Consider the following 20,590-nt stretch of genomic DNA (forward strand, 5'->3'; position numbering starts at 1 on the left):
ATAACGTGTTTTGAAGGTCTTGCCAAGCTTTTTTTCGAACATACATTCGTTTTTTTTGACTTAGCGGTTAAGTCTCCCTTTTATTGTAAACCTCCTTCTCTTCTATATTTATCCTTAAACACGTTGCTCCCGAACTTAACGCAAGTGGAACAACAAAAAACCGCGGCTGAGAAATTCTCTATGGCCACGGTTCTTCCGTATATTTCAATTATACCTCTTTTGGCAGCGCCATTACAAGTTCGAGCCTTCCAGCGGGGTTTCCACCTTGCGCTCCTCAAGTCTGCGCCACAGACGGTATAACAGTGCTTTGACCGTACGGAGGCGGATGTTCTCACGGGTACCTTTGAGGTTAAGTTCATACACCGCTGTCTTGCGGCCCCGCTCCGCCAAGCCAATGAATACAAGTCCAACCGGTTTGCGTTCGGAATATCCCGGACCGGCAACACCTGTTACGGATAACCCAAAGTCGCTGTCGGCAATCATCCGGACCTGCTCAGCCAGTACCTCGGCCACTTCCCGGCTTACTGCGCCAGGAGCATCCTTACCGTCAAGGTAAGCGCTTGGCACATTCAGCAGCTTTTTCTTGATATCATTCGAATAACAAACAATCCCCCCGGCGAACATCGAGGCACTTCCCGGTATACTTGTGATGCTCTCCATCAAGAGACCGCCGGTACAACTCTCGGCTGCACTTACGGTCAAACCTGCATCGGCCATCCAGTCCACTATAAGCTGCTCCAGCGGCACATCAATATTTGCATACATATGCTCGGGAAGGATGCTCTTAATCTGCTGCTCCAGCACATCCAGTTTCTGCATTGCATCCCGCTCAGTGGGCGCTTTCGTAGAGATGCGGACTGTAACCTCCCCTTCTTTCGCATACGGGGCAATCGTAGGATCACTCTGGCTCAGGATCAGTTCAATCAGCTTGTCTTCAAGCAAGGATTCGCCGATCCCGGCAAACTTGAGCATCTTGGAATAAATCGGCATCTCATCCGTCAGCGCATGCTGCAGCAGCCAGGGTTTGGCCTTCTCCATGAACATAGGCTTCATCTCACGCGGCGGGCCCGGCAATACAATGTAATATTTATCTTCCTGGGCAATCGCAAGCCCCACAGCCAGACCGATTTCATTGGAAAGCGGGGTAGCACCTTCGATAAGAAGCGCCTGTTTGCGGTTGTTCTCCGTCATCACAGCCTTGCGCTCGTCAAAAAAGCGCTGCACATGATCCATAGCCATCCGGTCGATATGTAGGGTGCGGCCAAGAGAGGCGGCCAAGGCTTCTTTGGTCAGATCATCTTCGGTCGGACCGATGCCGCCTGTGAATAGAATGACATCCGCGCGGCTGCAGGCAATCTCAACAGCTTGCTGCAGGCGGCTGGTGTTATCCCCTACAACGGTTTGAAAATAGACATCAATGCCGAGTGCGGCAAGTTCCTGAGATAAAAACTGGGCATTGCTGTTCACTATTTGGCCAAGCAAAAGCTCTGTACCTACTGCAATAATTTCCGCTTTCATGCTGTCTTTCGCCTCCTGACTAAATAATCTATGACGACTTATGCGTTGTTCAGCTGCAACAGCTCTTTATTCTTGACGAAATAATCAATGCCTGAATAAATCGTAATCAGCGCAGCAGCCCAAATGGCAATATCATCAACAGGAATGCTGACGAACTGAAACGGGAAATTATTCAGCAGCAGCAGCGAAATCGCAACAATTTGCACAACGGTCTTGATCTTGCCCCATTTACTGGCGGCCATGACCTTGCCTTCAAGCAAGGCGACCTGCCGCAGCCCGGTAACGGCAAACTCACGGCTGATGATGACAATTGCAATCCAGGAATCACAACGGCCAAGCTCTACAAGCGAAATCAGCACGGCCGAAACCAGCAGCTTGTCCGCAAGCGGGTCGAGCAGCTTGCCCAGATTGGTGACCATGTTATATTTGCGGGCGATATAGCCGTCAATTCCGTCTGTACTGGCGGCAAGAAGGAAGATCACTGCAGCAATTAAATGGTTAAAGGACAACTGGAACGAACCCCACTGGATCGGCTGCGGGTAGAAGCTGAAATTCCCCAGCAGGAAAAACATCATAATCGGGATAAGACAAATTCTGGCAAGCGTAATGCGATTGGGCAAATTCACTAAAGTTCCTCCCCTGTCAATCATACTATCCGTAATACCACTTTTTTCTTAGGCAAGTATAGTATAGCCATAATTATGTGTCAAAAAAGCACCCCGCAAAAGTAGGTGCCAAAAGCACTGCGGGGTACGTAATCTCTTTACTTTAAATTGTTAAACTGCAAATCGAGCGGTAAATCGGCTTTGCGCAAAATCTGGATAATTTGTTGCAAATCATCCCGGCTTTTGCCGGTGACCCGGATTTGATCCCCCTGGATCTGACTCTTCACCTTAAGCTTTGAGTCGCGGATCAGGATATTGATCTTCTTCGCGTTCTCCTGATCTATGCCCTGCTTGAACCCAAGCCGCTGCCGGACCGTTCCCAGGGAGGCCGGCTCGATTTTGCCGAAGTCCAGATTCTTCAGTGTAATTCCCCGCTTAACCATCTTGGTCTGCAGAATATCAATCACCGCATTCAGCTTGTATTCATCCTCCGACGCAATGATAAGCGCATCCTTTTCCATCTTCAGGCTGCTTTTGCTGTTTTTGAAATCAAACCTGTTGTCGATCTCTTTCTCTGTTTGATGGATCGCATTGGTCAATTCCTGCATATCCATTTTGGAAACAATATCAAATGAACTTTCCGAACTCATTACCCCACGTCCTTTGCCTACATTTATTCTGCTTATTATTATATGAGAAAGGGACGCTCAAGTCTAATAGTGGAAGTGAAAGCTGTCATTACAGACAAAACACGCCTCCCGGTTCACTCTTCCGGGAGACGTTATTACCAATTTATCTGCTGCGGACAGGGTTCCGGAACATATCCAGGATACCTAGCACAATATGGGCTAATCCAAAACCGAGGATTCCAAAGCCCCAGGCATTCGGTGTCAGATAATAACCCAAAAGACTAACAAGAACGCCCAATCCTGTTACAATCCAGCTGACGGTCATGAGTAATACACCTCACTTTGGCGTAAGAACTTTAAATCAGTCCTAGGTTCTCCTTATAGCCAAAATCTATGCATAACCGTCTATTCGGCATTGCCTTCATTCCCGCTGTTCTCCGTTGAATTACCGTCCTCTTCAACAAGCTCCACCAGAAAACGGGAGGATGATTTGCCGTCAGAGAGGGTTACTCCATTTACCGTAATTACAGTTGCCGGGGAATAACCGGATTTAATATACATGCCATTGCTGTCCAGCGTGTAGCTCATGCTGTCACCGGCCGCAGTAGTCCCAAAAGCGAGTTTCTCGCCTTTGGAATTTTCGCCTTTGTATACTTCCAGCCAGCTCTCGCCGCTGGCTACGATTTTGACCTCCACCGCACTGCCTGCCGGTGCAGCAACTTTATAGATTGTTGTTTTGCCTGATTTACCGTCCTGTGTCACCGTAATATCCTGCGGCAATGGCGACGGTGTTGGTGCAGGCGTCGCAGTCGCAGTAGGTGCTGTTGTCGGATCAGTGGCTTCACCCGAATCCCCGGCTCCCGGAGAAGCTGTCGGCGCACTCACTCCCCCGCCAGGTGCCGGCTTGGCCGTCTGTGCAGTCTTTGGGTCCTGCTCAGCATTCGTTAAATTTGTGTTGTCCACCGTAGCAGAATCAGACTTGTTCAGCCCTGAAGCGTACATATAGATCACAACAATTATGAGTATAGGAAAGGTCCACATCAGCACAGTCGGAAGCCATTTGGCATTCCGTTCCGCCTCAGGTCTGCGGCTGCGCTTCTGGATCACGGTCTCCATGGTAGTTGATTCTACGGGAGCTGCCGGTACGTTGCCATGCTCTTCCATTAATTCGTCGGGATTAACTCCAACGGCCTCGGCATAGGTTTTGATAAAAGCCCGGACATAAAAGCTGCCGGGAAGAACCTTATAGTCCCCCGCTTCAATGGCTTCTAAATATTTTTTGCGAATTTTCGTTACTTCCTGGACATCATCAAGACTCATCCCTTTTTGCAGACGTGCCTCCTTCAAATGCCGGCCCAGTTCCGACATACCATCACCCTCCATATTCATAGTTTATAAATCATCACTGTAGCTGCCGGTGAACGACTCATACAGTATCTCTTCATTCGGATTGTTGCGCAGCTCGATAATAATATCAAAATCATCAAAGCTGTATTCCGATTCCCGCACAAAAATATCGGGATGCTCTATCACCTTGGTGCTAGGCATGCTCATAACATTCTGCAGCAGGTTGTAATGCTTCTCATTGGATCGGATCGTGCTGACAATCCCGTCAATAATGAACACATTGTGCGGGTTCAGCTCATCCTCGGCAAGCTGGCTGCGCACTGTCTGACGCAGCAGTGTAGAGGAGACAAAGGTCCACCGCTTCATTGCACAGACACTTCCGGCAATAATGGACTCCGTCTTGCCCACCCGCGGCATCCCCCGCAGGCCGATTACCTGACTGCCTTCCCTTTTGAACAATTCGCCCAGGAAATCCACCAGCAGTCCGAGCTCATCCCTTGTAAAACGGAACGTCTTGCGGTCATCCGAATCCCTGTCAATATATCGTCCATGCCTTACAGCCAGTTTGTCCACGAGTCTGGGAGAACGCAGCGCCGTGACTGTAATATTGTCAACTTTCTTGAGCATTTCGCCCATCAGCATGATCTTCTCATCATCATTCGTCTCCAGGAGCATTCCGCGCGTCTTGCCTTCGACGCCGTTTATTGTCAGGATGTTGACTTCAAGCATCCCGAGCATAGAAGCGATATCACCGAGCAGACCGGGTCTGTTCTTATGTATCTTATACTCCATATACCATTGTTTATATTCCACTGTTACACCTCATAGGTTCCTTTTCCCTAAACTTTGCCAGCTATCAAAAAAAGCCCTGTTTCGACAAAGTTAATTTAATGCACGGGTCATGTTAATGATATATAAAATAAAAATGAAAGGCAAGGTCAGTACTGTAATAATTGCAGAAAAGCTCCCGCAAGGGGAGCTCATTCCGCATGGCTTATGCGTTTTTCTTCGCCAGCCTGACCATGAGTGTGGCAATGGTATGCTTCTCAGCATCGTCGCCGACATCCCACAGCTCTTTGATCGCCCGGTTGGAGGAGTTGGCAGGATCAACTTTGTTATCGAGGAACTCCCCGATTTCAAAAGCGAGCTTGGAGATCGTCTCTTCGCTCATCCCCATTTTCTCGGCCTGCACAACACGTTCTCCCAGAAACTTCTTCCAGGTGTCAAAATTTTTGATTACCGTATTGTCTGTTGACATCTTAAATCCTCCTTCATGTTTACGGTCAGCCGCCCATCAAGACGTCCGCCGCCTTACGTGAGATTTAAAAGCAACAGTACTAATATGTCACAGGCCCGGTCGTTTTATGCTGGAGCAATTCTCCAGCTTAAGCCACTTTAGGTAATCCAGCCGCCGTTCGGACTGATAATCTGGCCGGTAATATACCCGGATTCGGGCAGCGCCAAAAAATAAACCAGCGAGGAAATTTCATCAGGAGTAGCCAGACGCCCGGCAGGAATTTCTTCCTCCAGCATCCGCATTTCATCCTCCTGCAAATTGGCCAGCATAGCCGTATGGACGGCTCCGGGGGCTACCGCATTGACCGTTACTCCGGAGGGAGCCAGTTCTTTAGCCAGTGCCTTCGTAAAAGCGTTCACCCCGCCTTTGCTCGCCGAATATGCCACCTCGCAGGAAGCCCCGGAAATTCCCCATACCGAAGAAACATTTACGATACGGCCATAACGCTGTGTCACCATATACGGCATGAAAATCTGGCTGCACAAAAAGGTTCCTTTGAGATTCACCGCCATAATCTCGTCCCATTCCTCTTCGCTGACATCGGCCAGCATTCCATAATGCGATTTCCCCGCATTGTTGACCAGAATATCCGGCTGCATCCCGCTGCTCTCCAGTCTCTCGGCCATTCGCACAAGCTGGCTGCGGTCTTTCATATCGGCAGTCACCGTCATTACCTTGGCCCCGTACGCCATACAGCGACGGGCTACATCATTTGCAGCTTCATGTGAATTCATGTAGTGAATTACAATATTCATACCTACGGAAGCAAAACGTTCGGCGATCGCTCCGCCGATCCCCCCGCTGCCTCCGGTGACCAGGACGGTCATATCCTGAATCGGCTTATTGCCCTCTCCCGAAACCGCCATCAGGGACTAACCACCAGCGAGACCGCCAGCTGCTCCCAATCCACATGATCGCGCAGCCGCTGATTGGTTTCTGCAAGCGTCAGCGATTCATAGACCGGCAGCACTTCAAACAAGTCCCCGCCCCCGAACTGGTAGCGTGTGAACTCATGTGCGATATTCTCCGGTGAATTCAGCATGCGCAAATAGCCGCCGATTTTCTTTTTGCGGGCCCGTTCAAAATCCTTCTCGGCGAACCCCGACTTCAGCACAAGATCAATTTCCTCCCTGATCCGCTTCAGCAGTAAGTCCGGATCCTTTGTATCCCCTCCAATAGCTGAGAAAGCATACTGCGGAGAACTGTTGAATTCATGGCCAAAGCTGTCCGAGATGAGCTCCTCGTCATAGAGCTTCTGATACAACGCTGTACTGCTGCCCAGCAGAAGATCCAGCATCAGCTTGGTTGTCAAATCGCGGCGGCCGGCCGCCTCACCGGTCAGACCGCTTGCTTTCTCCTTGAAGCCGAACAGACATTTCGGCATGGATACGGCCAGTCTGCTCTCCAGACGTTTCTTGGCCACTGCCTCCGGCTCAGCTTCAAAAATACGCTTAATCTCTCCTTGTTTGCCGTAAGACTTGCTGTTCTGGTTGCTGCGGATCAAAGCGAAGACCTTTTCGGGCTCCACACCGCCTACAACGAACAGCAGCATATTACTGGGATGATAAAAGGAGTTGTAGCAAGTGTAAAGCGTCTCCTTGGTAATCGTTGCGATGGACTCAATCGTACCGGCAATATCAATGTGCACCGGATGTTTGGAATACATCGCCTCAATCAACCCGAAATATACGCGCCAATCCGGATTGTCCGCATACATATTGATTTCCTGCCCGATGATTCCTTTCTCCTTCTCCACATTCTCATCTGTGAAATAAGGGTGCTGCACAAAATCAACAAGCGTGGAAAGGTTGGTCTCAATATTCTCTGTAGCCGAAAACAGGTAAACCGTCTGATCGAAGCTCGTAAAAGCATTCGCCGACGCCCCATTTGAGGCAAACGTGGCAAAAATGTCGCCTTCGGGCTCTTCAAACATTTTGTGCTCCAAAAAATGGGCAATCCCATCGGGGACGGTTGTCTCTTCTGCGCCCTCCACATGAAAGTGGTTATCCACTGAACCGTATTTCGTGGCAAAGGTAGCATAGGTTTTGAGGAACCCGGGCTTCGGCAGTACATAAACTTGAAGGCCGTTATCCATTACCTCGTGATATAGGGTTTCTTGGAGCCTGTCATAATGAATTTGTTCCAATGCTATTCCTCCTTCTGCCCTGTCAGGAAATAAATCGTATCCAGGTGAAACGTTTCAGCAGCAGCCTTCACATCTTCGGCTCCGGTTCCTTCCACCTGATCCAGCAGCTCCAGCGCCGTCCGCTCTTTGCCGGACAACTGGCGGTTGAAATCAAATGAAATCAGCTCAAACGCGGAATCCTGAATTTCGGAGAGCAGATTACGGATCATGGCCTTGGTCTGGCTCAGCTCCAGATCACTGATATTTCCGGCTTTCAGTTCATCCAGCTGCTTGCGGATAATATCTACCGCCTTGCCGTAATTCTGGCTCTCAATCCCCGACTGAATCGTCCCAATTCCCTTATGTCCGTCATAGCGGGAAGAGGCATAATAAGCCAGACTTTCCTTTTCGCGCACATTGACAAAAAGCTTGGAATGAGGGTAGCCGCCTAAAATACCGTTATACATCAGGGCCGAAGCATAATTATCGTCCTTGTACGTTATAGAGGTGCGCAGACCCATGTTCAGTTTGCCCTGATTGACATCAAGCTTCTCTTCTACGGTCCGCACCCCGCTCACGGTAACAGGTGTAAACCTGGAGGAATACTGGCCCGTCTCGGACGAATTACGGCCGAAATGACGCTTCACCAGCTGTTCGACTTCCTCCGGTGTAGTATCACCGACCACATACAAATCCAGAATCGCTCCATTCAACCAGTCCTGATAGGATTTATAAAGATTGTCCGGTGTAATTCCATCCAGATCAGAACGCTGACCCAGAGGATGAAGACGAAACGGTTCGTCTTCGCACATGACCTCAATACAGCGTTCAGCGGCATAGCGGATCTTGTCGTTGACAATCGCTTCAAGCTTCTTGCGGACCGTTTCCCGCTCCGTTGCCACATAGGATGAACGGAAGCTCCCATTCTCCAGCGCAGGCCGGGTCAATACCTCACCCAAAAAGGCGAAGGATTCCCCCAGCAGACTTTCCTTGCTTTGGACAAAGGAATCATTGATCGTATCCATCCGAAACTGGACGATCTGATAATCGCCTCTTTTATATACATCAAAACCGAATCCGGCTCCGTATAGTTCCTCCAGACGCTCACGAAACTGGGTAGTCTCCGGATAGGCTGCCGTTCCTCTTCGGAGTACGAACGGAACGAGCGCTGTAGAGGTCACGGTCCCCTCTTCGAGCGGAACACCGGCATACAGTGAGATCGCAAAAGTCTTGAACGCCTTCGTGGGCAGAACATGAATACGCATGCCTGCGGTGCTACCATGCTGGAATACATTATTAGTCAATTCCAAAACTCCTTTACGGCGTGGATAAATACATGCAGCTACTTAAAGTACTTTCCATTCTATACCATTCCAAAGTAAGGAAGCAACCGGAAGCCCGCTCCCGGTTGCTCTTTTCAGAAAAGACTTGAACTTTGGTTCCGGTATTGATCTTTTACATACAGAAGATATGCTCACCGATCTTCTTCACTTGCGGCCGGCTCCAGATCCATTTAGAAGTGGCCGTAACCGGGTTGAAATAATAAAGGCAGCCGCCTGAAGGGTCCCATCCGTTCAATGCCTGCTGAACTGCCTTGCGGGCCTGCTCATTCGGCTCCAGATAAATTTGTCCGTCGGCCACTGCCGTGAAAGCGCCCGGCTGAAAAATAACACCGGATGGCGTATTCGGGAAGCTTGGTGATTTGACCCGGTTTAAGATGACAGCCGCTACAGCCACCTGTCCTTCAAACGGCTCGCCTCTGGATTCGCCATACACGGCATTGGCCATGATTTTAAGATCATTTTCCGACAGTCCCATTGTATTCCCGGATGAAAGCTCTGCCGTATTTTGTTTGCCGCCTGTTTTTGGATTGGCGTTATTTTTATTTTTGGCGGTATTGCCCGGACCTTGAATAGGCTGCGTCGGCTTCCAATTTTTGGTCGCATTATAGAGCTTCAGCTTGGTTTTGGGACCTACGACGCCGTCTGCTTTCATGCCGAATTTCCATTGAAACCACTTTACTGATTTTAGCGTCGATGCTCCGAACTGACTGTCTGTTTTCCCTGCGTAGTAACCCAGAAACTTTAACCGCCCCTGCAATTCGTAAACATCCTGTCCGGAAGCTCCATATTTCACAGGGTTTGTACTAAACACAGGCAGTGCCTCTTCTTCCAGAAGGGGGTTCACTTGTGCGGCGGATAAGGCAATAGGGTGTTTAGTCTGCGCTGTGCTGCGTTCCTGAAAAAGAGTTCCTGCAAACGGCGCGGCTGCAAGAGCCAGCGTCATAACGGCAAATATCCACAGCTTCTGTTTCTTCATAGGGGTTCGCTCTACCTTTCTCTTGTAAGTTCTGCATGGATGGCTAAAGTTAGTATGACGACTGTCTGTGTTTCCTATGCATGCAAAGCTTCAAGGAGAGGATTCTCATTTCCAATGAGAACAATTATCAATTATAATTGGGCAAAAGAAACCTCAGGAGTTGACTGCAATTATGAAATTACAAGACCATATTTTACTCTGGAATCATGCTTCCATTCAAATATTGGATATCCGCCATACTTCTCTCACGACAGGTGAATATTCACCCTCCTACAGACTTCCTGCCAGCGGGTTTTTATTTACAACCCGCGGCCGTGCCCGGGTAATGCTTGATGGCATCCCTTACGATTCCAGTGGATTTCATGTCCTGCATGGAGGCAAAGGAATGAGTCTCGAGCTGCGGCCGGAACAGGATGAGGCGCTGGAATTTTATTTGATTTTGTACAAGGCGTTCCTCTCTCTTCCCAAACACAAGGATCTGATCAAAAGGCACGACAATCCTTTTCATATCCAATATGGACTTGTTCCCGTGAACCCGGCCTTTTTGTTTAAACAAACAGAGATGATGTATACTGCATGGCGCAGCAAAGGTGAACTGCAGCAGCTGCAGATCAAAAGCCTGTTTTATCCTTGGATTTATGAAGTATTGCGGCAGTTGGATGCTCAGGGCATCAAGCAAGTAAAACCGAATTTAATAAATCAGGCTGTCCGCTATATGCACGATTATTATAATGAGCCAATCACGCTGGAGCAGCTGTCAGAAGCACTGGATAGCAGCCCGCGAACCATAACCCGATTATTCAAAAGACATCTGAACACCAGCCCAACCCAGTATCTAATAGGCCTGCGCATGGAAAAGGCGAAGGCCCTGCTGCTTCATACAGAGGCCACTCTTCAGGAAATCGCTGTGAGCATAGGTTATCCTGATGCTTATTATTTTGGACGCATGTTCAAAAAACATTCGGGAACCTCGCCTGTCCGTTACAAAAATGAAGCCAGAATACTATCTGAATGGCCGGAAATGCCATCTTCTATTGCCGGATTTGACATTGTTCCCGCAGAACTTCTTCGTTATATTGACTGTGATAATCATTATCAATATACATACAAAGGAGAATCATTTATGTACAGAAGTACCAAGCCCTCTCTACTGCTCACCCTTATGTTATGTTTCACCATCATGTTAAGCGCCTGCTCTACAGGAGCCGCCAATATGAACACAGCCGGCAGTAGCCCATCCGCCCCGGCCGTTTCACCTTCCGCAGCAGTGAATGCAGCAGCAGTAACGGACAACGCAACAGCAGATGCTGAGATCCGGACAATCTCCACCGTAAAAGGAGAGATAGAAGTCCCGGCCAATCCGCAGCGTGTGGTTGTGTTATATTTACTCGGTGATGTGCTTGCGTTGGGCATAAAGCCCATTGGCGTATCCGATGTATACGAAGGGGCCGCATTCGAGGAGGAGCTGAAGGATGTCCAGAAGCTTGGTGCCTGGTTCGAAGCCAGCCCTGAAGCAGTTCTAGCGCTGAACCCGGATCTGATTATCGTCGCCTCTGAAGAAACCTATGAGACTCTGCACCAGATCGCGCCTACCGTGCTGGTACCGTATGGGGAAATGTCAGCAGAGGAACGCGTATCCTTCATCGGCCAGATTGTAGGCAAGGAACAGGAAGCCGATAAACTGTTCGCTGATTTTCACGCTAAAGTGGAAGAGAGCAAACAAAAGCTGCAGAATGCAGGAATCTACAACAAAACCGTATCCATCATGGAAGGCGGGAAAGACCGCAGCATGGTCGTGGTCAACAGCAAGCAGTTTGGTCGGGGTTCGCAGGTCATTTATGAATATCTGGGTATGAAGGCCCCGGAAATTGTACAGCAAAAAATTGAAGTCTCCACGGGTGCGGATGCACCAGAATCCGTATCCTTTGAGGTCCTGGCCGACTATAGCGGAGATTACATCTTCCGCTCCTCGTATACAGGAATGGCAGACCTCAGCGCCGATCCTTTATGGACCGGTATTCCTGCTGTACAGGAAGGCCACTTAATTAACCTGGATTTTGGCCTCTCCTATTACAGTGACATTTATTCCATGGATGCCCAGCTTGATTATATTGTGGACAGCCTGCTGGCAACCGTGAAGTAACTCTATAAACACTAATGTCCAAAAAGGGCTCTTCTCCATGCAGGTTGTCCTGCTGGAAAAGAGCCCTTCGGCTTACTTTGGTTACGAGCTCATTCGATTATGCTGATACTGTTCCAGAGAGATTAGCACCTCACGCGGCTTGCTGCCCTCGTAAGGGCCGATCACTCCCCGTGCCTCCATGGAATCAATCAGTCGTGCCGCACGGGTATAACCGACACGCATGCGGCGCTGAAGCAATGATACGGATGCCTGCTTGGCTTCTAATACAATTTGAACGGCCTGTTCATATAATTCATCCTGAGGTTCCTGATTATCGGCAGCGGTATCGTCCACTTCGGGAACAAGTGTCTCGTCATAATTCGCTTCCCCCTGGCTGCTGACATATTGTACAATCGTCTCCACTTCCTGATCGCTCATAAAAGCGCCTTGCACCCGGATTGGTTTCGAAGCACCCATCGGCATAAACAGCATATCTCCCCGGCCCAGGAGCTTCTCTGCTCCGGCCATATCGAGGATTGTCCGGGAATCGACCTGTGAGGAGACCCCAAAGGCAATCCGTGACGGAATATTGGCTTTGATGACCCCTGTGATCACATCTACAGAAGGACGCTGGGTGGCAATAATTAAGTGAATGCCTGCCGCCCGGGCCATCTGGGCCAACCGGCAGATCGCATCCTCCACATCCCCCGCTGCCACCATCATCAGGTCGGCAAGCTCGTCCACAATAACTACAATGAACGGCAACACGGCAGCCGGATTATCCTTCATCAGGTTGTTGTAGCCTTCCATATTCCGCGTGCCTGATTTGGAGAAGAGCTCATATCTTTTCTCCATTTCCACGACAATCTTCTTCAAGGCCAAGCTCGCCCGCTTGGGATCCGTAACCACCGGGGCCAGCAAATGAGGAATGCCGTTATATATATTCAGTTCGACCATCTTCGGATCGACCATCAGAAACTTGACTTCATTCGGCTTGGCTTTGTATAGAATACTGGTAATAATGCCGTTAATACAGACAGATTTGCCTGATCCGGTTGCCCCCGCTACCAATAGATGGGGCATCTTCGCCAAGTTGCCAATAATGGTCTGCCCGGAGATGTCGCGGCCAAAAGCGATGGACAGCCTGGACTCGGAGTCCGTGAAAGTTGTCGTTTCCATAACTTCCCGCATCGTCACGATAGATACCTCCGAATTCGGCACTTCAATACCGATGGCCGATTTGCCGGGAATCGGCGCTTCCATCCGGATATCCTTCGCGGCCAGCGCCAGGGCAATATCATCAGTCAAGTTTACAATCCGGCTGACCTTCACACCGATATCCGGCTGAATTTCATACCGGGTTACTGCCGGTCCCCTTACAACCTCAAGCACCTTGGCCCGTACTCCAAAGCTCTCCAGTGTAGCCTCCAGCTTCCTGGCCGTCTGCATATAATCATTCTGGTCGCCAGCTTTGCCTCCATTGTTAGGTTTGGCCAACAGACGGAATGAAGGAAGCTTGTACGGCTTGGGTGGGGGCGGAGGAGGCGGAACGACCACCCCCTCAGGAGACTCACCTAGCAATCCCTCAAGCTCCAGGCTGACCGGTTCACCTTCTTGTGCAGGGGGATCCACCGATGCAGAAGTAGCCTGTACATTCGCTATTGCTGCTTCAGGAGCTTTAAGCCCCCCGCCGCGTGCAGCCGGCGAGAACTCGCTCCATTCCTCTCTGTCCTCATCGTTCAGCCCTTCCGAGCGGATATGCTCGAAGAAATCGCGGATAATCGGAGTAACCGGCTCCAGCTCCTCCTCGAAATCGCCTTCCAGATCGTCGAGCGGAGGATAATCCCTTGAGGCGTTCAGGCCCGAAATAATGGGTCCAGACGCATTTCCTGCCACAAAGGGTTCATCATCATCCTTATACTCTTCATCAGCCTCTTCCGTCCGTATACCCGAAGTCCAGTCTGAAATCCGCTTGAAAAAGAGCGGCTGCTTGCGTTTCGGCAACTGCTGCACTTCTTCCTCGTCGTCCTCCTGTATAACTTGCCTGCGGGAGGTGGCTTTAACCGCTTTTGCCGGTCTGGAATTCACCGGAACAGCCTGCGGACGGTTCGCCGCTCTGAGGCGGATTTCGTCCAGCAGCTTCATGGCCCGCACACGCAGCAGCCCGAAGAGTTCTATATAGGAAAGATTGGTAACCAGCATGAAACTGATTGCAATCATCACGATCATCATCAGCTTAGCCCCGAGGCTTCCGAACAACCACAGCAGCGCAGCATATTCTATCCCGCCGATGTATCCTCCGCTAATATCCTTGCCGAGCATGTACACAGTACTATTGCTCGAACCTGGAGAAAGAGCACCGGATAGATCGTTATGTATTTGTTCCAGCACATTGCCCGGATGCAGCAAAGACAAAGGCCCAAGCTTCTGTTCCATCGAAGATATAGTGCTCATTAGACACAACGAAAGAAAGAGCAGCACCAGGCCCGTATGACGAGTGCTCCAGGAAGACGGCCATTTGCGGTGAATCATAACCATCAAACCATAAAAAATACCGATTAACGGCAAAACAAAATAAAAACGACCCAGAAGATACCCTGCCATGCTTGAGAGTGAACGTCCTACAGCCGCTTCCCCGGACAAAGCAATGACAGAGATCGTAATCAGCAGAATCCCGTAAATTTCATATTTTAAAACACTGCCAAGCAGCACTTTTTTCTTTTTCTTTCTTCGTTTAGCCACACCAGCCACCCCCGGAACAACATTATACCATATAATGGCGTGGCGTACCTATGTTCTCTTTTGTCAGAAAATACATCATTATGTTAAAGAAATAATAGCACCCGGCGAAAGCGCCGGGTCCAGATAACGGTTCAGGGGACAGTGGAGCAGCCTGACTATACGGGCTTGCCCCTGCTCCAGCGGCTCAACCTGCATCAGCATCCCCTGATAAGTGACTTCCCGGGTCACTGTAGCGGCCCGGATTGCCCCTTCCCAGACCTGCTCCATCGGCGTTACGGTATACAGGATCATTGTGTTAACCCCCCTTGCAGGGTTAAGTCTGTAGCCCCGGTGCGTTCTTGTGCGGTAATCATGCCGTTTAACCTGGCCAAAGCTGCACCGATTCCCCCTACCTCATCCATTAGTCCATATTTGACCGCATCGGCTCCGCCTACGGCAGTTCCGATATCACGGTTCAGTTCCCCGGTCTGGAACATCAGGTCTTTAAATTGCTTTTCTGTAATCCGGGAATGGGAAGTGACGAACTTCACTACGCGTTCCTGCATTTTCTCCATGTATTCAAAGGTCTGCGGCACTCCGATGACCAGGCCGTTCATCCGGATGGGATGAATGGTCATTGTCGCACTCTCCGCAATGATTGAATAGCTCGAAGATACCGCAATCGGCACCCCGATACTATGGCCTCCGCCAATAACGACAGTCACCGTTGGTTTGGACAGGGAGGCAATGATCTCCGCAATCGCCAGACCCGCTTCCACGTCTCCGCCAACCGTATTCAGCACAATCAGCAAACCCTTGATATTCTTGTTCTGCTCGGCAGCCACCAGTTGGGGAATGATGTGCTCATATTTCGTTGTTTTGTTGTGTGGCGGCAGTACAAAATGACCTTCAATTTGCCCGATAATCGTCATGCAAAAGATTTCCGGCTCACTACTGGGAACCACAGTTTGCCCCAGTTCTTTAATAGCCCCTATCGTGCCCGGAGGCATTACTTCACTGATTTCGGGTCTGCCTTCACCGGGACTCACTTCTTTATTGTTGCCTGGGGTCGTTCTTTCTGTATAATCCATTGATCGCAGCTCTCCCTTTCCGCTTGCAGCTTCTTTTGCTGCAGCCATGCTAACTTTGCTTAGTATGACATTTCAGCGCTGCGCATTATGCAAGGGAAGCCATAAAAGTATATTTACTGCACACAAAAAGCCTCTCTCACCCGGAAACCGTCCAATATTCCCGGGGAGAAGAGGCTTAATGCCTGACACTATATTTTAAGGAGAGGTTTCTCCTCAGACTTCCATAATAATTGGCAAGATCATCGGTCTGCGGCGTGTCTGCTCATAGAGGAAACGGCCGAGTGAATCTTTGACACTTGTCTTAAGTGAAGCCCATTCGTTGACTTTCTCACTCATGAGACGCTGCAGTGTGCTGGAAACAATTCGGTTAGCCTCATCCAGAAGTCCTTCGGACTCCCGTACGTACACAAATCCGCGGGAAATAATATCAGGGCCGGAGACAATCGCTCCATTCTGCTTGCTTAAGGTAACAACCACCACCAGAATACCATCCTGTGACAGCAGCTTGCGATCACGCAGCACAATGTTGCCTACATCGCCTACACCCAATCCGTCAATCAGCACGTTACCGGCTGTAACTTTACCGGCTTTACGGGCAGCACCGCTCTGGATTTCAACAATTTCACCAATTTCTGTGATGAAGATGTTGCTTGGATCAACGCCAACCGATTCTGCGAGCAACGCATGTTTGCGCTGCATCCGGAATTCACCGTGAATCGGAATGAAGTATTTTGGCTTCATCAGATTCAGCATGAGCTTCAGCTCTTCCTGGCTGCCGTGACCTGATACGTGAACGCCGGAATTGGAGCCGCTGTAAATAACATTGGCGCCCAAGCGGAACAATTCATCGATCGTGCGTCCAACATATTTCTCGTTCCCCGGAACCGGAGTTGCCGCGATAATAACAGTATCTCCTGGCATAATGTCAACCTTGCGGTGGCTCGAACGAGCCATCCGTGTCAATGCGGACATCGGCTCGCCTTGACTTCCTGTGCAGAGGACAACGACGCGGTTACCGGCCATTCTGTTCATTTCTTCAGGCTCAATCAGCATGCCGTCCGGTACGTTCAGATACCCGAGTTCGGAAGCGATGGTTACTACGTTCACCATACTGCGTCCAATTACGGTGATCTTGCGTCCAGTGGATTCTGCAGCATTTACCACCTGCTGAATCCGGTGCACGTTGGAAGCGAATGTCGCTACGACAACACGTTGCTCTGCTTTGCGGAAGATATCTTCCAGAACGATGCCGACATTCTTCTCCGAAGGAGTGAAACCCGGTTTCTCAGCGTTGGTGCTGTCCGACATCAGGGCCAATACACCCTTTTGGCCAATTTCAGCCATGCGGTGCAGATTGGCAAACTGACCGTTGACCGGCGTGTGGTCAAATTTGAAGTCTCCGGTATGCACTACATTGCCTTCCGGTGTTTCAATGCATACACCGACAGAATCCGGAATACTGTGATTGGTTCTGAAGAAGGTCACTGTCAATGAGTTACCGAGCTGAATTTCTGAATCTTCGTTAATCAGAATTCGTTTGGTTTCTCCCAGCAGATTCGCTTCTTTCAGTTTGTTCTCCACCAGTCCGAGCGTAAGTCTGGTTCCGTACACCGGCACATTCAAATTCTTCAGTACATAAGACAGACCACCAATGTGATCCTCGTGTCCGTGTGTAAGTACAATTCCTCTTACTTTGTCACGGTTCTCTGTCAAATACGAGATATCAGGAATTACAATGTCAATCCCGAGCATATCCTCTTCCGGGAACTTCAAACCGGCATCTACGACTACAATGTCGGACCCGTATTGAACGACATACATGTTTTTCCCGATTTCTCCGACTCCGCCCAAAGCGAAAATCGTCAATTTATCGTTGTTGTTTTTTTTGGACAAATGAATCTAACCCTCCTATGATGTTGGACGTCATACTTTTATTTTGTAAAAACAATACTTCATTATTTCAGCGGCGCTGAACACATTCTTCAAACAGCTGATAGTTTCCGGCAGTCAACAAGGAAATTCCGAAAGTCTGTAAAATGGGCAATGCGAAAGCTCCCGATTCCGGGCAGTAAAGTTCTCTTGAAGCGGACAAACGCCGTCAAATTTCACCGCCGCGCCCCTCGCGCGAAGCCCCGGGCACCGTATCACAGACTCATCCAGGGACCTATCCTGTCTCACAATGTACTACATTGACGGAAGATTACCGCATATTTAATTTTAACCGCACTCAGTCACTTAACAACATTATACATGATTTTTTTGTCAAAAGACAAGTCATGGCAATCTTTATCGTTATTCTTTCCTTATTTTAACCTAAAAAATCACATCAGAAGAAACAGCTTCGGGTGAAGACCCTACGGGTCCGGAGGGTTTTTCCGATCACTGTTAAAGCCCGATTTCTTTATCAAAAGGATTAGCAGATTGAGTCTCTTTTAGAGAACGCAAAATAGCGATTCTCCAAATAAAGGAGAATCGCTGCTTTGCTGAACTTTTCGTTATCCAAACAGATAAAGGCACTGGAAGAGCATATACTGCTTGGGAATTTCTTTTATTTAACTTATATCGCAAAGTAATTACGCGTGCGGCTCCAGCAGCTTTGTGATGAAATCAGCCTCTGCAGCTGTAGGCGCGATTAAAGGCAGTCTGACCGAACCTACAGGGACACCTCGCAGTCCAAGCGCATATTTCACTGCCGAAGGATTCGGCAGTGGCTCCGGACATTCGAACAAGCCCTTGAATACCGGGAACAGCTTGCGGTGAATCTCTGCGGCCCGTGTCACATGACCGGCATTAAAGGCAGCGATCATCTCGGACATCTGGCTACCCACTATATGGCTCGCCACACTGATAATGCCGTATCCGCCAACCGCAAGCGCGGGCAGACCGGCGGAATCATCTCCTGTATACACGCGAAAATCAGCCGGACACCCCGCCGCAATCTGCGTGATATGATCCACGGAAGCACATTCCTTGGTAGCGGTTATATTCGGAATTTCTGCCAGCCGGAGTGTAGTGGCTACTGACATGCATACCCCGGTACGGCCGGGAACATTGTACAAAATAACCGGAAGAGTGGTTGATGAAGCAATAGCTGCAAAATGCTGATACAGCCCCTCCTGATTAGGCTTATTGTAATAAGGAACGACGAGCAGGACACCGTCCACGCCGATTTTTTCGGCTTCCCCAGTCAAATGAACCGAATGCCGGGTGTTATTGCTGCCCGTACCGGCAATGACCTTGCAGCGGCCTGCTGCCTTTTCCAGGACAAAAGAAAACAGCTTGAGCTTCTCCTCATCACTAAGTGTCGGGGATTCGCCGGTTGTTCCGCAAACGACCAGAGCTTCAGATTTCTGTTCTGTAATCAAATATTCAACAAGCTGAGAAGTGACTTCCCAGTTGATTTCTCCATCCCCGTCAAACGGGGTTACCATGGCTGTGATCAGTTTCCCGAAATCCACTTGAATTCCTCCTTGTCAGCGGTGTAATTCAAACTCGGTATGCAATGCACGGAGCGATTGCACCATATCTTCTTTTTTCACTAATACCCAAATGGTGGTATTGGAGTCGGCCGATTGCAGAATCTGGATATTCTGTGTGCTGAGCGCTTCTACGATCCGGGCCATAATTCCAGGCACGCCATTGATTCCGCCGCCAATCACGGAGACCTTGGCACAGCCGGACAAGCTTTTTGGACGAAGCCCCATCTCCTGCAGAGCGGCAATTGCCTTCTCGGATTTATCATCCATAACCGTATAGAGGGCTTCGGTTGGTGTCACATTGATAAAATCTACGCTGATGCCGTTGTTGGCCATGCCTTTAAAAATTTGCAGCTGTACACCCGTGCCGTTCCCGTCCGGGCATTCAACAGAAATTTGTGTAATATTGCTGACATAGGCGATTCCCGTAACGAACCGATCCACAATCCCGGCCTGCACATCGTTGAAGCCTTCGGGATTCGTAACCAGTGTGCCCTCCAATTCGGAAAATGTGGAACGTACGCGTACCGGAATTTGGGCCTGCATGGCAATTTCCACAGCACGGGGATGAATGACTTTGGCTCCCTGGTGGGCCATATTGCAGATTTCGGTGTAACTGACATAAGTAAGGGGTCTCGCATCCTCCACAATCCGCGGATCGGCAGTAAGTATCCCGTTAACATCGGTGTAAATGTCGACCATATCCGCACGCAGTGCCGCCCCCAGGGCCGTAGCCGAGGTATCGCTTCCCCCGCGGCCAAGAGTCGTGAAATCACCGGCTTCGGTTTGACCCTGAAACCCGGTTACAATCACCACTTTTTGCTCCCGCAGTTCGCGGAGCACGCGTTCGGGACGCACATCCAGAATTCTTGCATTCCCATAGCTGCTATCCGTCAGGAATCCAGCCTGTGCACCCGTTAATACGGTGGCCGGGATTCCTTCCTGCTCCAGCAGTCCGCAGAGTGTTGTGGCGGAGATAATCTCACCGCAGCACATTAGCAGATCCTTCTCACGGTCTGCCAGGGCGTCGCCGTTCTGAACGGCCAAATCGAGCAGTGTATCGGTCGCATAGGGTTCCCCTCTGCGGCCCATGGCTGAAACTACGATCACCAGGCTATAACCGCTGCCCAGCTCTCTTTTGACGTGGCGGATGACATGTTCCCTAGCCTGAGGCGTGGAAAGTGAAGTTCCGCCAAATTTTTGCACCAAAATACCCATGTATAATTCCTCCATTACTATCCCAACAAATACAATTATATTAGCGCATTGCGATGACTTGCAGCAAGGAACGTTTTCTCACAAGCTCCAACGTTCAAGTCTATTTCACACAAATAAATAGT

General features: G+C 49.7%; 18 protein-coding genes. 1 reads left to right on the forward strand and 17 read right to left on the reverse strand.

The annotated features are described in order from the left end of the window. Positions 1-231: 231 nt before the first annotated feature. The 11 genes from IEY53_RS12715 to sleB all read right to left on the reverse strand — a co-directional run bounded on the left by IEY53_RS12715 (position 232) and on the right by sleB (position 9,840). The gene (locus IEY53_RS12715) at positions 232-1,518 is read right to left on the reverse strand and encodes a competence/damage-inducible protein A (protein WP_189025399.1); all 1,287 of its coding nucleotides are present in this window, start codon (positions 1,516-1,518) and stop codon (positions 232-234) included. Positions 1,519-1,556: 38 nt separating this feature from the next. Continuing rightward, complete coding sequence (gene pgsA, locus IEY53_RS12720; RefSeq protein ID WP_189025401.1) at positions 1,557-2,144, reverse strand: CDP-diacylglycerol--glycerol-3-phosphate 3-phosphatidyltransferase; 588 nt, start codon at positions 2,142-2,144, stop codon at positions 1,557-1,559. 137 nt (positions 2,145-2,281) lie between these two features. After that, positions 2,282-2,773: a YajQ family cyclic di-GMP-binding protein gene (locus IEY53_RS12725; RefSeq protein ID WP_189025402.1), complete on the reverse strand. Its 492-nt coding sequence runs from the start codon at positions 2,771-2,773 to the stop codon at positions 2,282-2,284. Positions 2,774-2,915: 142 nt separating this feature from the next. Continuing rightward, the gene (locus IEY53_RS12730; RefSeq protein WP_189025404.1) at positions 2,916-3,077 is read right to left on the reverse strand and encodes a hypothetical protein; all 162 of its coding nucleotides are present in this window, start codon (positions 3,075-3,077) and stop codon (positions 2,916-2,918) included. An 80-nt stretch (positions 3,078-3,157) separates the two neighbouring features. Next, complete coding sequence (locus IEY53_RS12735; RefSeq protein ID WP_229696124.1) at positions 3,158-4,141, reverse strand: RodZ domain-containing protein; 984 nt, start codon at positions 4,139-4,141, stop codon at positions 3,158-3,160. 3 nt (positions 4,142-4,144) lie between these two features. Beyond that, the gene (locus IEY53_RS12740; RefSeq protein ID WP_189025406.1) at positions 4,145-4,912 is read right to left on the reverse strand and encodes a DUF3388 domain-containing protein; all 768 of its coding nucleotides are present in this window, start codon (positions 4,910-4,912) and stop codon (positions 4,145-4,147) included. Positions 4,913-5,093: 181 nt separating this feature from the next. Continuing rightward, entirely contained in the window at positions 5,094-5,357 is a 264-nt protein-coding gene (locus tag IEY53_RS12745; protein ID WP_189025408.1) for a DUF3243 domain-containing protein, read from the reverse strand. Between the two features lie 137 nt (positions 5,358-5,494). Next, positions 5,495-6,262 (reverse strand): elongation factor P 5-aminopentanone reductase, encoded by a 768-nt coding sequence (ymfI, locus tag IEY53_RS12750; RefSeq protein WP_189025410.1) that lies wholly within the window; start codon positions 6,260-6,262, stop codon positions 5,495-5,497. Next, the gene (gene yfmH, locus IEY53_RS12755) at positions 6,262-7,542 is read right to left on the reverse strand and encodes an EF-P 5-aminopentanol modification-associated protein YfmH (RefSeq protein ID WP_189025411.1); all 1,281 of its coding nucleotides are present in this window, start codon (positions 7,540-7,542) and stop codon (positions 6,262-6,264) included. Before yfmH ends, ymfI begins: the two co-directional genes overlap by 1 nt. 2 nt (positions 7,543-7,544) lie before the next feature. Next, entirely contained in the window at positions 7,545-8,786 is a 1,242-nt protein-coding gene (gene yfmF / locus IEY53_RS12760; RefSeq protein WP_189025671.1) for an EF-P 5-aminopentanol modification-associated protein YfmF, read from the reverse strand. Positions 8,787-8,976: 190 nt separating this feature from the next. Further along, entirely contained in the window at positions 8,977-9,840 is an 864-nt protein-coding gene (gene sleB / locus IEY53_RS12765; protein ID WP_189025413.1) for a spore cortex-lytic enzyme, read from the reverse strand. A 172-nt stretch (positions 9,841-10,012) separates the two neighbouring features. Here sleB and IEY53_RS12770 point away from each other — a divergent pair, with 172 nt between their 5' ends. Then, complete coding sequence (locus tag IEY53_RS12770) at positions 10,013-11,983, forward strand: AraC family transcriptional regulator (RefSeq protein ID WP_189025415.1); 1,971 nt, start codon at positions 10,013-10,015, stop codon at positions 11,981-11,983. Between the two features lie 81 nt (positions 11,984-12,064). On the opposite strand, the gene IEY53_RS12775 is transcribed toward IEY53_RS12770, so the two are convergent. The 6 genes from IEY53_RS12775 to dapG all read right to left on the reverse strand — a co-directional run bounded on the left by IEY53_RS12775 (position 12,065) and on the right by dapG (position 20,468). Further along, positions 12,065-14,704, reverse strand: coding sequence for an FtsK/SpoIIIE family DNA translocase (locus IEY53_RS12775; protein WP_189025417.1), 2,640 nt, complete (start codon positions 14,702-14,704; stop codon positions 12,065-12,067). A 78-nt stretch (positions 14,705-14,782) separates the two neighbouring features. Continuing rightward, positions 14,783-14,995: a YlzJ-like family protein gene (locus tag IEY53_RS12780; protein WP_189025419.1), complete on the reverse strand. Its 213-nt coding sequence runs from the start codon at positions 14,993-14,995 to the stop codon at positions 14,783-14,785. Beyond that, on the reverse strand, positions 14,992-15,774 hold the full coding sequence (locus tag IEY53_RS12785) for a ClpP family protease (RefSeq protein WP_189025421.1): 783 nt from the start codon (positions 15,772-15,774) through the stop codon (positions 14,992-14,994). Before IEY53_RS12785 ends, IEY53_RS12780 begins: the two co-directional genes overlap by 4 nt. Positions 15,775-15,987: 213 nt before the next feature. Then, positions 15,988-17,667 carry a ribonuclease J gene (locus tag IEY53_RS12790; protein ID WP_189025423.1) on the reverse strand — a complete coding sequence of 560 codons (1,680 nt, stop codon included), beginning with the start codon at positions 17,665-17,667 and terminating at the stop codon, positions 15,988-15,990. A 680-nt stretch (positions 17,668-18,347) separates the two neighbouring features. Next, on the reverse strand, positions 18,348-19,232 hold the full coding sequence (gene dapA / locus IEY53_RS12795) for a 4-hydroxy-tetrahydrodipicolinate synthase (RefSeq protein WP_189025425.1): 885 nt from the start codon (positions 19,230-19,232) through the stop codon (positions 18,348-18,350). A gap of 15 nt (positions 19,233-19,247) precedes the next feature. Then, entirely contained in the window at positions 19,248-20,468 is a 1,221-nt protein-coding gene (gene dapG / locus IEY53_RS12800) for an aspartate kinase (RefSeq protein ID WP_189025427.1), read from the reverse strand. Positions 20,469-20,590: the final 122 nt, after the last annotated feature.

It is taken from the genome of Paenibacillus albidus (assembly GCF_014644435.1).
Taxonomy (GTDB): domain Bacteria; phylum Bacillota; class Bacilli; order Paenibacillales; family Paenibacillaceae; genus Paenibacillus_AQ; species Paenibacillus_AQ albidus.

Excerpts from the sequence above, each read along its gene's own strand:
- IEY53_RS12725 (WP_189025402.1), bottom strand. The coding sequence starts at position 2,773 with ATGAGTTCGGAAAGTTCATTTGATATTGTTTCCAAAATGGATATGCAG.
- IEY53_RS12735 (WP_229696124.1), bottom strand. The coding sequence starts at position 4,141 with ATGAATATGGAGGGTGATGGTATGTCGGAACTGGGCCGGCATTTGAAG.
- IEY53_RS12785 (WP_189025421.1), bottom strand. The coding sequence starts at position 15,774 with ATGGATTATACAGAAAGAACGACCCCAGGCAACAATAAAGAAGTGAGT.
- yfmF (WP_189025671.1), bottom strand. The coding sequence starts at position 8,786 with ATGCGTATTCATGTTCTGCCCACGAAGGCGTTCAAGACTTTTGCGATC.
- IEY53_RS12715 (WP_189025399.1), bottom strand. The coding sequence starts at position 1,518 with ATGAAAGCGGAAATTATTGCAGTAGGTACAGAGCTTTTGCTTGGCCAA.
- ymfI (WP_189025410.1), bottom strand. The coding sequence starts at position 6,262 with ATGGCGGTTTCGGGAGAGGGCAATAAGCCGATTCAGGATATGACCGTC.
- sleB (WP_189025413.1), bottom strand. The coding sequence starts at position 9,840 with ATGAAGAAACAGAAGCTGTGGATATTTGCCGTTATGACGCTGGCTCTT.
- IEY53_RS12770 (WP_189025415.1), top strand. The coding sequence starts at position 10,013 with ATGAAATTACAAGACCATATTTTACTCTGGAATCATGCTTCCATTCAA.
- IEY53_RS12745 (WP_189025408.1), bottom strand. The coding sequence starts at position 5,357 with ATGTCAACAGACAATACGGTAATCAAAAATTTTGACACCTGGAAGAAG.
- dapG (WP_189025427.1), bottom strand. The coding sequence starts at position 20,468 with ATGGGTATTTTGGTGCAAAAATTTGGCGGAACTTCACTTTCCACGCCT.
- IEY53_RS12730 (WP_189025404.1), bottom strand. The coding sequence starts at position 3,077 with ATGACCGTCAGCTGGATTGTAACAGGATTGGGCGTTCTTGTTAGTCTT.
- IEY53_RS12780 (WP_189025419.1), bottom strand. The coding sequence starts at position 14,995 with ATGATCCTGTATACCGTAACGCCGATGGAGCAGGTCTGGGAAGGGGCA.